This window comes from Leucothrix mucor DSM 2157, from assembly GCF_000419525.1.
GTDB lineage: Bacteria > Pseudomonadota > Gammaproteobacteria > Thiotrichales > Thiotrichaceae > Leucothrix > Leucothrix mucor.
The window spans coordinates 3,891,926-3,905,714 of the sequence record NZ_ATTE01000001.1 but is presented as its reverse complement, the minus strand read 5'-3'; the positions used below and the strand labels follow the sequence as shown (position 1 = coordinate 3,905,714).

Annotated in this window: 12 protein-coding genes; 7 read left to right on the top strand and 5 right to left on the bottom strand. The window is 44.9% G+C overall.

The window, feature by feature from the left end; genetic code table 11:
• Positions 1–65 precede the first annotated feature (65 nt).
• Genes mnmE through rpmH form a run of 4 tightly spaced genes read right to left on the bottom strand, consistent with a single transcriptional unit; the run spans position 66 to position 3,648 of the window.
• A complete protein-coding gene (gene mnmE, locus LEUMU_RS0117775) occupies positions 66–1,403 on the bottom strand; it encodes a tRNA uridine-5-carboxymethylaminomethyl(34) synthesis GTPase MnmE (RefSeq protein WP_022953650.1) in 1,338 nt (445 codons plus the stop codon).
• A 16-nt stretch (positions 1,404–1,419) separates the two neighbouring features.
• Positions 1,420–3,069 (bottom strand): membrane protein insertase YidC, encoded by a 1,650-nt coding sequence (yidC, locus tag LEUMU_RS0117770; protein ID WP_022953649.1) that lies wholly within the window; start codon positions 3,067–3,069, stop codon positions 1,420–1,422.
• Positions 3,070–3,078: 9 nt separating this feature from the next.
• Positions 3,079–3,459 (bottom strand): ribonuclease P protein component, encoded by a 381-nt coding sequence (rnpA, locus tag LEUMU_RS26685; protein ID WP_022953648.1) that lies wholly within the window; start codon positions 3,457–3,459, stop codon positions 3,079–3,081.
• A 54-nt stretch (positions 3,460–3,513) separates the two neighbouring features.
• Positions 3,514–3,648 (bottom strand): 50S ribosomal protein L34, encoded by a 135-nt coding sequence (gene rpmH / locus LEUMU_RS28615; protein WP_084708129.1) that lies wholly within the window; start codon positions 3,646–3,648, stop codon positions 3,514–3,516.
• Between the two features lie 703 nt (positions 3,649–4,351).
• Between rpmH and dnaA the strand changes: the two genes are divergently transcribed.
• The 7 genes from dnaA (at position 4,352) to LEUMU_RS0117730 (ending at position 13,420) form a co-directional block, all read left to right on the top strand.
• Positions 4,352–5,809 carry a chromosomal replication initiator protein DnaA gene (gene dnaA / locus LEUMU_RS0117760; protein ID WP_026744890.1) on the top strand — a complete coding sequence of 486 codons (1,458 nt, stop codon included), beginning with the start codon at positions 4,352–4,354 and terminating at the stop codon, positions 5,807–5,809.
• 30 nt (positions 5,810–5,839) lie between these two features.
• On the top strand, positions 5,840–6,952 hold the full coding sequence (gene dnaN, locus LEUMU_RS0117755) for a DNA polymerase III subunit beta (protein ID WP_022953646.1): 1,113 nt from the start codon (positions 5,840–5,842) through the stop codon (positions 6,950–6,952).
• Positions 6,953–6,962: 10 nt separating this feature from the next.
• The gene (gene recF / locus LEUMU_RS0117750) at positions 6,963–8,045 is read left to right on the top strand and encodes a DNA replication/repair protein RecF (RefSeq protein WP_022953645.1); all 1,083 of its coding nucleotides are present in this window, start codon (positions 6,963–6,965) and stop codon (positions 8,043–8,045) included.
• Between the two features lie 72 nt (positions 8,046–8,117).
• Positions 8,118–10,529, top strand: a complete 2,412-nt coding sequence (gyrB, locus tag LEUMU_RS0117745; RefSeq protein WP_022953644.1) for a DNA topoisomerase (ATP-hydrolyzing) subunit B — start codon at positions 8,118–8,120, stop codon at positions 10,527–10,529.
• 119 nt (positions 10,530–10,648) lie between these two features.
• Positions 10,649–11,977: a DUF1287 domain-containing protein gene (locus LEUMU_RS26680; protein WP_022953643.1), complete on the top strand. Its 1,329-nt coding sequence runs from the start codon at positions 10,649–10,651 to the stop codon at positions 11,975–11,977.
• A gap of 92 nt (positions 11,978–12,069) precedes the next feature.
• Positions 12,070–12,642, top strand: a complete 573-nt coding sequence (locus LEUMU_RS0117735; RefSeq protein ID WP_022953642.1) for a thioredoxin family protein — start codon at positions 12,070–12,072, stop codon at positions 12,640–12,642.
• Positions 12,643–12,769: 127 nt separating this feature from the next.
• Positions 12,770–13,420 (top strand): hypothetical protein, encoded by a 651-nt coding sequence (locus LEUMU_RS0117730; RefSeq protein WP_022953641.1) that lies wholly within the window; start codon positions 12,770–12,772, stop codon positions 13,418–13,420.
• 85 nt (positions 13,421–13,505) lie between these two features.
• Here LEUMU_RS0117730 and LEUMU_RS0117725 read toward each other — a convergent pair whose 3' ends face one another.
• Positions 13,506–13,748, bottom strand: coding sequence for a type B 50S ribosomal protein L31 (locus tag LEUMU_RS0117725; protein WP_022953640.1), 243 nt, complete (start codon positions 13,746–13,748; stop codon positions 13,506–13,508).
• Positions 13,749–13,789: the final 41 nt, after the last annotated feature.

Below are 13,789 nucleotides of genomic sequence, written 5' to 3'. Positions count from 1 at the left end.
TAATGCCTTTTAGAAATATTTCTTACGATTTTTTATTCCTGAAACATGCAATGTTTCACGTGGAACTACTTACCAATACAGAACGAACTAAAGATTTCCCCAAGCAAATCATCTGGAGTAAATCGACCTGTAATCTGTCCTAATGAGTCTTGCGCCAAGCGAAGCTCTTCCGCCATTAACTCGCCAGCATTAAATGTTTGTAGCTGCTCGGAGGCACGATCAACTGCCTGCTGCGTATCCTCTAATGCTTGTAGATGTCGACGCCTTGCGATAAACAGATCTTCACTATCAGCCTGATAGCCCATACGCTGTTTCAACGCCTCACGTAGGTTATCAATTCCGATTTGCTCTTTAGCTGAGATATAAAGATGTTCGCCATGCTGTCCAACAGCATGACCGCTCTTATCGATCTTATTGTGTACTGTAATTCGAGGTAGGTGCGAGGGCATTCTTTCCAACAGACTATGATGGCTCTGATCAGCCGCTTCAGTATCATCCACTAAAAACAAAATCAGATCTGCTTTTTCGACTGCTTGCCAAGCACGCTGAATACCGATTTGTTCCACGGGGTCATCACTATCTCGCAAGCCTGCCGTATCAATCACATGCAAAGGCATGCCATCTAAGTTAATTGACTCACGAAGCACATCACGGGTAGTACCTGCGTACTCGGTGACAATGGCAGTATCTTGACCGGCTAAAGCATTGAGCAAACTAGACTTACCCGCATTGGGTTTGCCAACAATTACTAGCTGCATACCTTCGCGCAATAGGCTGCCTTGACGAGCTTTATCGAAGATGGTTTTTAGCTGCTGTTGAATATTGCTGAGCCTATCTAAGACTCGTTGATCAGCGAGGAAATCTATCTCTTCTTCCGGAAAATCCAGAGCTGCCTCGACATACATTCGAAGCTCAGTGATTTGAGTGAGTAGGGAGTTGATCGCAGCCGAGAAGTCACCTTGAAGGGAGCGCAGTGCAGAGCGTGCTGCTTGTTCACTACTGCTATCAATCAAGTCGGCAATGGCTTCGGCTTGAGCCAGGTCCAACTTGTCATTTAGAAATGCGCGTTCTGAAAACTCACCAGGGCGGGCTAAACGGGCCCCAAACTGTAAGCAAGCCTGCAGCAACATATCCAAGACAATTTTGCCGCCGTGTCCTTGTAACTCAAGCACGTCTTCGCCAGTAAAGGAGTGAGGTCCGGGGAAATAAATAGCAACACCGTCATCCAACACACGCCCATCATTTCCAAGAAATTGTCGGTGTGCAGCACGATGAGGTTTTGTGAGTTGACCCAGCATCTGCTCTGCAATGTGCTGAACACGTGGGCCTGAGAGGCGGATAATGCCAACACCACCGCGACCTGCCGGGGTAGCGATGGCCGCGATGGTGTCGTTTTGAAGCATGGTTGTTACCTAATAGTTAACTCAGAACGGGGGCATCATCACCCACAATTCGTTTGGTAATCACATACTGCTGAGCAATAGACAGAACGTTGTTCACAACCCAGTACAGTACAAGACCAGCAGGGAAGAACAAGAACATTACAGTGAATACAACCGGTAAGAACTGGAAGATCTTCTGCTGCATAGGATCTGTCATTTGTGGCGGATTCAGGCGTTGCTGAATGTACATACTTGCACCCATTAACAGTGGAAGTACGTAGTATGGATCCATAACCGACAGATCTTTAAACCACATAATCCAAGGTGCTTGACGTAATTCCACACTCTCAAGCAGCACCCAGTACAGCCCCATAAACACAGGCATCTGAATCAGGATTGGCAAACAACCACCCAATGGATTGATCTTTTCCTTACGGTAAAAGTCCATTGTTGCCTTTTGCTTCGCTTGAGGATCAGCTTTATGCTTTTCGTTGATTTCTTTGATCTTGGGGCCCAGTTTCTTCATTTTCGCCATTGAGCGATAGCTGATCGCTGAAGGCCAGAAAAAGAATAACTTGATCAAAATCGTCATCAGAATAATCGTCCAACCCCAGTTGGAAACGACTGATTGAATGCGATTCATAATCCAGAAAATAGGCTTAGAAACAAAGCTGAAAATACCATAATCCACAGTCAGATCCAGACCTGGTGACATGGCTTCCAGATTTTTCTGAATCTTAGGGCCAACGTAAAACTGACTCTTGAAAATACCTGCTTTACCGTCTGGAACAGACAATGATGGAGAGCTCACACGCAATATGTGACTGCTACGCTCTGGGATGAACAGTGTTTCATAGGTGTTTAATGAATCAGGACCAGGAATCCAAGCACTAATAAAATAATGCTCGAGCATGGCGGCCCAGCCACCTTTGATCTGCTTTTTAAGATTTTCGCTTTCAATATCACCAAAATCAACTTTTACGTACTTATCATCATAATACGCACCACCAACATAGGAAACTGTACCCAAACCTATGCCCTGACTCTCTGGAGTACCATGCGTTATTTGATGATATTCAATTCCATTCCAGGCATTACCAGATTGGTTATTCAGTGTTTGCTGGACATCAACCAAGAACTTACCCCGTTTGAAGGTAAATGTTTTGGTAACCGTTAAGCCGTTCTCACCACGCCATACCAATGGTACTTCCAGCGTATCACCTTCTAAGATGTACTCACTTTTTTCAGTAGAGAACTCTGCATAGTGATTAGGTGCCAGTTTAGGGTCCCCTTCGCTTGCAACTAAGCCAGACTGCGCTGCATAAGTTTTAGCAACATCCAGTACCCGTACAGGGTTTTCAGGCTCGTCCAAGCTGACAGGGTAAGTCAACAAGTCTGCTTGAAGTACTGTTCCACCAGTTAAGCTGATCTGCAAATCCAATACATCTGTTTTAACACGGATATTTTTACCCGTGACCGCATTCGTCGTCGGTACACCAGCAACAGATGCAGAAGTCAAATTAGGAGACTGTGGGACATCAGCTTGATTGGCGACATTACCGGCTGTGGTTACTTGCGTCGTTGGGGCAGAGCTTACAGGTGGGGCATTTCTTTCTTGCCAGCTGGACCAAATCATAAAGGCGATGAAGGCCAGCATCAGGTAAAGAAGGGGGCGTTGTTGTTCCATGGATTATCCTTAGGATGATCTATCTGTCGTTGAGTGGGTATCCAGTTTCTTGCGCATGTAGTGCCACTGAGAGTCCAGTTGCTTGAGAATTTCAGCGCTAGGTAATACTACCGCGCCGGTACGACACATGGCAATGATGTCAACAGAGGGGAGTTCAGATAACTGATGTCGAAAGCTTTCGCGAATCAATCGCTTAATACGGTTGCGATTAACTGCTAACTTGACGTTTTTTTTGCTTATAGCTAAGCCTAACCTGGGGTATCCGAGGTTATTGGGTCTAACTAACAGGGTAAACGCAGGATTACCAAACCGCCGCGCATTGTCGAAAACGTATTGGTACTCTTCGGCTTTGGTCAGTCGGTACTGTCTGCTAAATGCTTGCCCTGTCATTGTTAACCTCCGGGAAGGGACTGAGTTAGTAAACACTCAGTCCGGATCCGGAAATTAAGGACAAAGCAATGCGCGGCCTTTGGCACGACGTGCTTTTATGACTTTACGTCCGCCAGTTGTGCTCATGCGCTGACGAAAACCATGGGTGCGTGCACGCTTCAGGTTGCTGGGTTGGAATGTTCTTTTCATGGTAGTAGACCTACAATCAACGTTATTTAGCTTTGCACACTGAAAATTTTCGTCAGTGTAGCGGGAAGGGCGAAGAAAATAATGCAATGCAATCCAAATGTCAAATATATTTTATTTCAAAACGCTTTTGGTTTCCTGAGAGGCTGACCAAGGTGCTTATGATTGTAGTTAGTATCTTTTATATTAAAAGCTAATAACAATAATAATGCAGCGTCATTTTTGTGGATGACTGATATTTTGCATTTTGTTACAGAGACTTAGCAATCACTACTCTTCTGTATGAACGCTGTTTATCTGAATGATAAGATGTGAGAGAAATGTGGATAAGTATATGGTTGATAGTTATCCACAAAGTATTCAGTTGTTGTTCTGTCTGGGATTCACTAGCTTATACATGGAATTCGTCCGTCATCAGTTGGGCATTTCTGGATCTGGCTTTCCACTCCAATCCATTGATCTGCTTAATATATTTCTGATTAACAGTAGGGAAAAATAATTTTGTGAATAAAAATAGATTAAAAAATAAGCAGCGTGCTGCCTTGGCTTGTTGATGAGTGTGATTTGTTTTTATTAAACAATCACTTATGGTTTTATTTCACACTAAGTAAAAAAATAAAAATAATTTAGTTGTGGATAAAAACAGGTTTCTAGTAAACTTACTCGCCCTGCTTGATAACTCATTACTGCGAAAAGTGTCCGTCTTATGCTTTGGTCTGATTGCCTCAAAATGTTGGAAAACGATTTACTCGATCATGACCTCAATACCTGGTTGCGAACGTTGCATGGCCAAGAGCATGATGAGATTTTGCTGTTGCTGGCGCCCAATGACTACGTCATGAAGCACGTTCAGACCTATTTTCTGGATCGGATTGTTTCAATTGTTCGTAAAATCAAAGCCAATGAAAACTTTCAGGTGCGACTACAAATTGGTAGCGCTGAACCTGTGATGCGGGTGGTGAGCACCGTTCCCGTGCCTGAGTCATTGAATGCTTCCGGTTTGCAGTCCTCATCGGAGCCGCATATTCAAGCGGATCGCTACCCTGCACCCAGACCGCCAAGCCAACCTACTCAAGCACCACCGGTTCACCGGCCTGTTGAAAATAACGGATTGTCGAGTGTCGACAATCAAACGATTTTCGCTAACAACTTAAATCCTGCACTGACCTTTGATAACTTTGTTGAGGGTAAGTCCAATCAACTAGCACGCGCCTCTGCAATGCAGGTGGGTGAAAATCCAGGCTTTTCCTACAACCCATTGTTTATTTTTGGTGGTGTAGGGTTGGGTAAGACTCACTTGATGCACGCTGTTGGTAATCATATATTGGCGCACAATCCGGCTGCTAATGTGGTGTATGTGCATTCGGAGCGATTTGTAAATGGTATGGTTGCGGCCTTGCGTCACAATCGAATTGAAGAATTTAAAAACCACTACCGCTCGGCTGATGCATTACTGATTGATGATATTCAATTTTTTGCCAACAAAACGCGAAGTATGGAAGAGTTTTTCCATACCTTTAACGTGTTGTTGGAATGCCAGAAGCAAATTATCATGACAGGTGACCGCTTACCTCGTGAGGTTGAAAATCTTGATGATCGCTTGCAGTCCAGATTGGTCTGGGGTCTGTCGGTAGAAGTTGAGCCGCCCGATGTTGAAACACGTGTCGCGATTTTGCGCAAAAAGGTTGAGCACCTTGGTTTGGATATTCCAAATGATGTGGCTTTCTTTATTGCACGTCGCTTCCGCTCCAATATTCGTGACTTGGAAGGTGCACTACTTCGCGTATTGGCGATTTTACGACTGCGCAATACGACCAATATCACAATGGACTTCGTTCAGGATGCGCTGCGTGATCAATTGGCCGTGATGGATAAGATGGTTACCATCGACAGCATCAAAAAACTGGTCGCCGAGTATTTCAATATCCGTATCTCGGATTTGGATTCTAAAAGTCGTACCCGAACCGTTACTCGTCCAAGACAGCTAGCCATGGCATTGGCCAAAGAATTGACCAATCACAGTTTGCCGGAAATTGGTGAGAAGTTTGGTGGACGCGATCACACAACCGTTTTGCATGCCTGTCGAAAAGTACGGGAGCTGTTACAATCGGATAGTCGCCTTGAAGAGGCTCATCGAATTTTGTCTAGAACCTTGCGCAGCTAATTGTGCTGCTACACGGATAATGAAACCGCTATGAAATTTACAGTTGCCAGAGACACCCTTGTAGAACTGCTTGCCAATGTTGTGGGTGCCGTTGAAAAAAAGCATACCACTAAAATTCTTGAGAATGTCCTGCTGAGTGTTGAGAACGAACGTTTACGTCTGGTTGGTACTGATCTTGAAATCGAGTTAAGTGCCAGTATTAATATTCAGGTTGACAGGGAAGGGGCGGTTACTGCACCCGCTCGTAAACTGTTAGATATCACCAAAGCGTTGCCATCCGACTCCTTTATTTTAGTCGAGCAAGATGAAAACAGTTCACGCTTACTGATTAAGGGCGGACGAAGCCGTTTTGAATTGGCCACATTGCCTGCTGAAGATTTCCCGGAGTTGGATGAGATTCCATTAAGCAATGAACTGGTGTTGATGGAAAGTCAGTTTAAGCGTTTGTTGGATAAAACAGCTTTTTGTATGGCAAACCAAGATGTGCGCTACTACTTGAATGGTCTGTTACTCGATATCACGACCGGCATGGTGTCCAGTGTATCAACCGATGGTCATCGTTTGGCACTGGCTGATTGCCGTGATGAGTCAATTGCGATTGCAGAGCGTGTCGGTATTATTGTTCCGCGTAAAGGTGCTTTAGAATTGTCGCGTATCCTAGAATCCAGTTCTGATGTGTCAGTACGGGTTCAACTTAGTGAAAACCATATTCGTGTTGAAAAAGATAATGTCCGTTTCACATCAAAACTAATCGATGGAAAGTACCCTGATTACAAAGCAGCGGTACCTGCCAACACCACGCTAAAAATCCAATTAGACCGTATGGTCTTTCGTGACACCTTAGCGCGTGTTGCTATTTTGTCGAATGAAAAATTCCGTGGAATTCGTCTGCGCCTGACTGATGGTTTGCTGACACTTATGTCGAATAACCCAGAACAGGAGAGTGCGGAGGAAGAGATCGATGTGAACTACAGTGGTGAAGTCTTTGAGATTGGTTTTAACGTTAACTACCTCTTAGAGGCGGTCAATCATTTGGACGGTGAAACGGTTAACTTCAATTTCACTAGCTCTGCCGCTAGTGCTTTGTTGTCATCCGATGATGACGATGGTGTGCGTTATGTGGTGATGCCGGTTCGTCTGTAATCGTCTCAACATGTTGCTTGAGCAGCTTTCAGTTAGTCATTGCCGAATTATTGAAAGCGCTGAATTAAGCTTGTCACCGCAGGTCAATCTGATCTGTGGTGACAACGGCTCTGGAAAGTCCAGTATTCTTGAAGCCGTCTCCATTCTCTCTCGTGGTCGCTCTTTTCGCTCCTCCCGAATTGTTGATGTTATTCGTAGTACTGAAGAGTCTTTGTTAGTTCGTGCTGTGTGTACCGAGCAAGATCATCACTACCGTATCGGTATTCAAAAAAGCAAAAGCACTACTCGTATCCGGGTGAATCAACAGGATATCAATTCTCAGGCTGCACTCAGTCGTTACTTACCCGTGACGATTATTCATCCAAATTCCATCGATTTAATCACTGGTTCTCCTTCTATCCGCAGGGCATTTATTGACTGGATTGCTTTTTACTTATTCCCTGAATTTCACAAGATCTGGCAGAACTATCAGCGAGTGCTGAAGCAGCGTAATTTGTGTTTGCGTGTTTCTTCTTATTTATCTGCGCTACCAATTTGGACCGATGAGTTAATCAAGTCGCAGATAGTTATTCAAAATTACCGCCAACATTCTTTGGAGGTTTTAAAGCCTCAGCTTGCTTTATTAAGTGAGCAGTTGTTGGAAGGGCAGAAGCTTGATATTGAGCTGACCACAGGATTCGCTCAGGGAATGGATTTGTCGCCAGAGTCTCAAAAAGCGTTCTACCAGCAAAAACGAGAAACGGATATCAAGTCCGCACGAACATTATCGGGCTCTCATCGAGCGGAGTTACAAGTTATATTCAATGGTCATTTAGCCCAACAGAGTGCTTCTCGTGGACAACTCAAATTAATTGCCATTGCCATGCTGCTGGCACAAAGCCGAAGTATTGACCCTGATGATTTACGCAAAGGGATTATCGCTATTGATGACCTGGCTGCTGAATTGGATGGTGAAAATAAGCAGTCATTGTTAACCACTTTGCGAGGTCTTGAGCAGCAATTATTACTGACCACTACACAAGCAGAATTGATCCCATTATTAGATACTGATCGCATGTTTCACGTGAAACGGGGAAAGGTTACAACGCTATGAAAACAGTCATTTAGCGTGTTCTAAAAGGGACAAAGTGGTATAATCCTGAGAGTATAAAACAAGGATATTTCTATGTCGGACGCGAAAACCTACGATTCTTCCAATATTAAAGTTCTTAAAGGCTTAGAGGCGGTTCGCAAGCGCCCAGGAATGTATATCGGTGATACCGATGATGGTACAGGTTTACACCATATGGTCTTCGAGGTCGTCGATAACGCGATCGATGAAGCACTTGCAGGGCACTGCTCCGAAATCAAGGTAATCATCCATACTGACGGCTCTGTGTCGGTATCTGATGATGGTCGTGGTATCCCAGTAGATATCCATGAAGGCGAAGGGATTTCCGCTGCAGAGGTTATTATGACCGTACTGCATGCTGGTGGTAAATTTGATGACAACTCCTATAAAGTATCCGGTGGTCTTCACGGAGTCGGTGTTTCGGTTGTAAACGCGCTTTCAGATAAGCTGAACCTGATCATCAAGCGCGAAGGCAATGTGTATCGCCAGGAATATCATTTAGGTGATCCTTTAGATCGCCTTGAGATGGGTGAAGTGACGGAAGAAACCGGAACTGAAATTCGCTTCCTGCCTAGCAAAGAAATCTTTGCAATTACAGAATTTAACTTCGATATTTTGGCCAAGCGCCTTCGGGAATTATCTTTCCTGAACTCGGGCGTCCGCATCAATTTGATGGATGAGCGTGGTGATGGCGAGTCCATCATCTTTGAGTACGAAGGTGGTATCAGTTCTTTCGTTCAGCATCTTAATCGCAATAAAACGGCGATTCACCCTAACACGGTTTATATCAGCACCAGCAAAGATGATGTAGGCGTTGAAGTGGCATTGCAGTGGAATGATACCTATCAGGAAAACATTTACTGCTTTACTAATAACATTCCACAGCGCGATGGTGGAACGCATTTGGCGGGATTCCGTGCGGCACTGACGCGTACTATCAATCAGTACTTAGAGCGTGAAGGGCTGCTGAAAAAAGAAAAAATCACCCCAGGTGGGGATGATGCCCGTGAAGGTTTAACAGCCGTATTATCGGTGAAAGTACCTGATCCTAAGTTCTCATCTCAAACAAAAGATAAGCTGGTTTCCTCAGAGGTTCGAGGTATTGTTGAGTCAGCAATGAGTGAGCGCTTAAGTGAGTTCATGCTGGAAAATCCAACTGAAGCTAAGATCATTGCTGGCAAGGTAATCGATGCAGCACGCGCACGTGAAGCGGCTCGTAAAGCACGTGAGATGACTCGCCGAAAAGGTGCGTTAGACATTGCAGGGCTTCCCGGTAAGTTGGCAGATTGTCAGGAAAAAGATCCGGCGCTTTCTGAAATATACCTGGTGGAGGGAGACTCGGCGGGTGGTTCTGCAAAGCAGGGACGTGACCGTCGTACTCAGGCAATCCTTCCTTTGAAGGGTAAAATCCTAAACGTTGAAAAAGCCCGTTTTGATAAAATGCTGCAATCTGCTGAAGTGGGAACGCTTATCACAGCGCTGGGCTGTGGTATCGGTAAGGAAGAATTCAATCCAGATAAATTACGTTATCACCGCATCATTATCATGACCGATGCCGACGTGGATGGCTCGCACATCCGTACCTTGCTACTCACATTTTTCTATCGTCAAATGCATGAGCTGGTGTTGCGTGGTCATATCTATATCGCTCAGCCACCACTGTATAAGCTGAAAAAAGGTAAGCGCGAGCAATACGTAAAAGATGATGAGGAGCTGGATCAGCACCTATTACAGATCGCGCTTGAAGATGCCGCTTTATATCCAGATGAGCATACGCCAGCGATTAGAGGCGAGGGCTTAGGTCGCTTAGCAGCAGACTATACGCATGTAATGAATGGCCTTAAGCGATTGGCCAGACGCTACGATCTTGAAATATTACAATCGATGGTGTTCACTGATTCAGGTTCTGCTCAGTTGGATAAGGCTATTGTTGAATCATGGATGTCGAATGTCTGTAGTGACCTTAATCATAAATTTAACGGAACACGTCACTATCAGTCAGAGATGAAAACAACCGAAGAAGGCAGCTGGTGCGTTCATTTGGTCCGTCGCATGCATGGGGTTGATACAACAATACTGTTCGGTGAATCGCTCTTTGCAAATGATGAAATCATTCGCCTCAATAAACTTAATCAAGATCTCGCAGGCTTACTTAGCGAAGAGTCCTGGATTGAGCGTGGGGAGAAAAAAGAGCCAGTATTGCGCTTTGATGGTGTGATGCAATGGCTCATGAAAGAAGCCTCAAGGGGATTAAATATTCAACGCTACAAGGGTCTGGGGGAGATGAATCCGGGCCAACTTTGGGAGACCACTATGGATCCCGCCTCACGTCGCATGCTTCAGGTAACCATCGAAGACGCTTATCAAGCTGATGAAGTGTTCTCAACACTGATGGGAGACTTGGTAGAACCTCGCCGTGAGTTTATAGAAAATAATGCACTGTCGGTATCTAATTTGGATATCTAATCTGTTCATAATGGAAAGGACAGGGAGGAGTCCGGGGTAGTGATAGTGATGTTGTGGTACTGCTTGTGATTGGGTAAGCAGTACCTCAAAACTACCTAATAATCGCTAGGGAAATTACAATGAAAAGAATCAGGCAAGTTGGTAGCTTTGCTGGGTGCGCTGCAATCGCAGTGGTTTTGTCGGCATGCTCAGGAAATCCGGTTGAAGAAGAAAACCTTGTGGCAGGTGCTAAAAAAAGCAATCCAGTAAGCACTACCTCGAAATCCGCTACATTAAGTAGTAAGCAAGCAGCAGAAAAAAAATTAGCGATTGCAGCACTTGGAAAAACAAATGTAGCCGCTAAGCAAGCATCATTCGGTGGAGCTACTCAGGCTAAGCCAGTCGTGGTTGCTAAGGCACCAGCACCAAGAGCAGTTCTCAGAACGCCTGCTAAAAGAGTGGTTGCCAAGGCTCCGGTTAAACGAGTTATAAAGCGCGCTCCTACAGTCGTTGCGAAACGTGCTCCAGCAGTGAGAGTTGCAACACGTGCAGCACCTGCTCCCGTCATTAAACGAGCTGCTGTGGTTAGACCAACGGTTCGTCCAATGCTGGCATCAAATAATCGAGCTGCAAAACCACGCATTCAAAAAGCGATTCAAAAATCCAGAGTGCAACGCATCGATCCAAACTCATCATTTGGTTATGCCTTATCAAATGCTGCAATTGAACGTACTCGTCACAATGTTCGTTATGACGGTAAATACTTGAAGATCGGTTACCCTTGGGGTGATGTACCAAAGTCGATTGGCGTTTGTACAGACGTTGTTATTCGCTCTTACCGCAAGCTGGGAATCGATCTACAGCAGGAAGTTCATAAAGACATTAAGTCGGATTTCTATGCTTATCCTAACTTAACAAAGTGGGGACTTGAGCGTCCTGATCCGAACATTGATCATCGCAGAGTTTACAATTTACAGGCTTTCTTTAAGCGTCATAAAGCAGAGCTTCCACGCTCTAAAAATCCGCGCGATTATAAGCCGGGTGATCTGGTAACCTGGATGGTTGGTCCTCAGTTTCCACACATCGGTGTGGTCGTCAATGTGCCATCAAAAGCTGATCCAAATCGTTTGATGATTTCGCACAATATCGGTCGTGGTCCACAAATTGAAGATATTTTATTTAGCTTCCCAATGACTGGGCATTACCGATATACACCAAAGCACCGTACGGTTAATCCGGCGCAGCACTTTGCAAAAACACCGCCACCAGCTTCTGTACGTAAGAAGCAACAAACCAGTGCGGCGACTTATGCGCAGTTGGTAGAGGCGAGTAAGTACCTGATAGGAAAGCCTGCTCCAAAGGCTAAAACAACACCAGCAAAGCCACCATTGATTCAGGCAGCGACTAAAACGGCTCGCCCGATCCAGTTGGCGCAGTTAGATGCAGCACTGTTGTTGATGGGTAAATAATAAACAAAGATAACGCCACTCCAGGTGGCTTGTGAGATCCCGCTAATGTGCATACACTGGCGGGATCGTCTTTCGCAGTAGGATTTAAAACCATGGCAAGAACACCCTCTACCATGCTGGAGCTAGGGACTAAGGCTCCGGACTTTTCACTGATCGAACCGCTAAGCGGTAAGCTCGTCTCATTAAGTGATTTTGCAGATAAGCCCTTATTGATCATGTTTACCTGCAATCACTGCCCGTTCGTGATTAACCTTCGGGAATCTTTCACAGAATTTGTGAAGCATTTTGAACAGAAGGGGTTGGCAGTGGTGGCGATTAATGCCAATGATGTAGAGCGTTTTCCCGATGACAGTCCGGAGAAAATGATTGAGGAAGTACAAGAGTACGGACTCACGTATCCTTATCTGTTTGATGAAACTCAAGCGGTCGCGAAAGCTTATCAAGCGGCATGTACGCCAGACTTCTTCCTGTTTGATGCTAATCATCACTTATATTATCGTGGGCAGTATGATGATTCACGCCCAGGTAATGGCATTAAAGCAAGTGGTGCGGATATGCGCTTTGCGGTTGAAAGCTTGCTGAATAAATTGCCTGCGCCAACTGAGCAAAAAGCCTCATTAGGTTGTGGCATAAAGTGGAAACCGGATAACGAACCCGGATACTAAACAATAGAACATTGGATAACGTGGAGGGGCAGAAAATCCACTTTATCCAAGTTTATTTGTTTTGCGAAACACGCAAACGTTATATTAATAATATAAAAACAATAACAACAAATATAAAGGTAGTCAGATGAAAGGCTCAACTCTATCCAAAGCAGCATTGTTTGCTGCACTCTCAATTACTCTGGTCGGTTGCGGTTCAGAGGAGGCGGCGGATGTCTCAAAAGTTAGTCAGGCCGAACACCAAGAGCCGGTAAAAACGGCTGCTGTTGAAGTGCAGGCGAAGCCTCGATCAGCCAAAGGCTTATCGATGTTCATGAAGCTACACAGTGAGTTTTGTGAGAAAACATTTACCTCTCGTGAAAGCCTGGTATCAGCGCTAGACAGCGATTCGCGCTTCCAGCCAGCCAAAGGCTTCATTGGCGTCTACGAGACGAAGGTAGACGGCATCAGTTACGCAGTATCGCCAGAAGTTGATGGTTGTACTACCGATGTACTGGTAAAAAATAGAAACACCGGTGAAATACTGTTTAGCTATGATCAGATGAATCAGGCATTACAGAAAGTTGGTTACCAAGAGATTGGCAAAGAGTCTGTACGAAAAGATATGGGCACTGATCAGCAGGAAGTCACCATTCTTGAGAAAACCTTTCTTTCTCCAGCGGGGGAGCAGACTAACCTGGATTTCCCATCTAATGGTCTGGATCGTTATTACATGACTCTATTCGTTAAGAAGTTTGAAGCACCGCTTCGTGAAGAGTCGATTAGCCTGAATAACTAATTCAGGCTTGCCTTAGGCAAACACAAATCGCAGACAACAAAAAGGCACCCTAAGGTGCCTTTTCTACAAGCAACGTAAGATGTAATTATCGTGCGTAACGCTTGTTGAACTTGTCTACCTGGCCTGCAGAAGTATTTACTGACTGCTTACCGGTGTAGAAAGGGTGTGATTCACTAGTGATATCCAGCTTAATAACTGGGTACTCGTTACCGTCTTCCCATGTGATCGTTTCTTTTGATGAAGCTGTAGAACGTGTCAGGAAAGTGAATCCGCTAGTCATGTCTTGAAACACAACTTCTCTGTAATCTGGGTGAATACCGGCCTTCATAGTGAAGATCCTCAAAAATTTGGTGAATAAATCTAAAGACG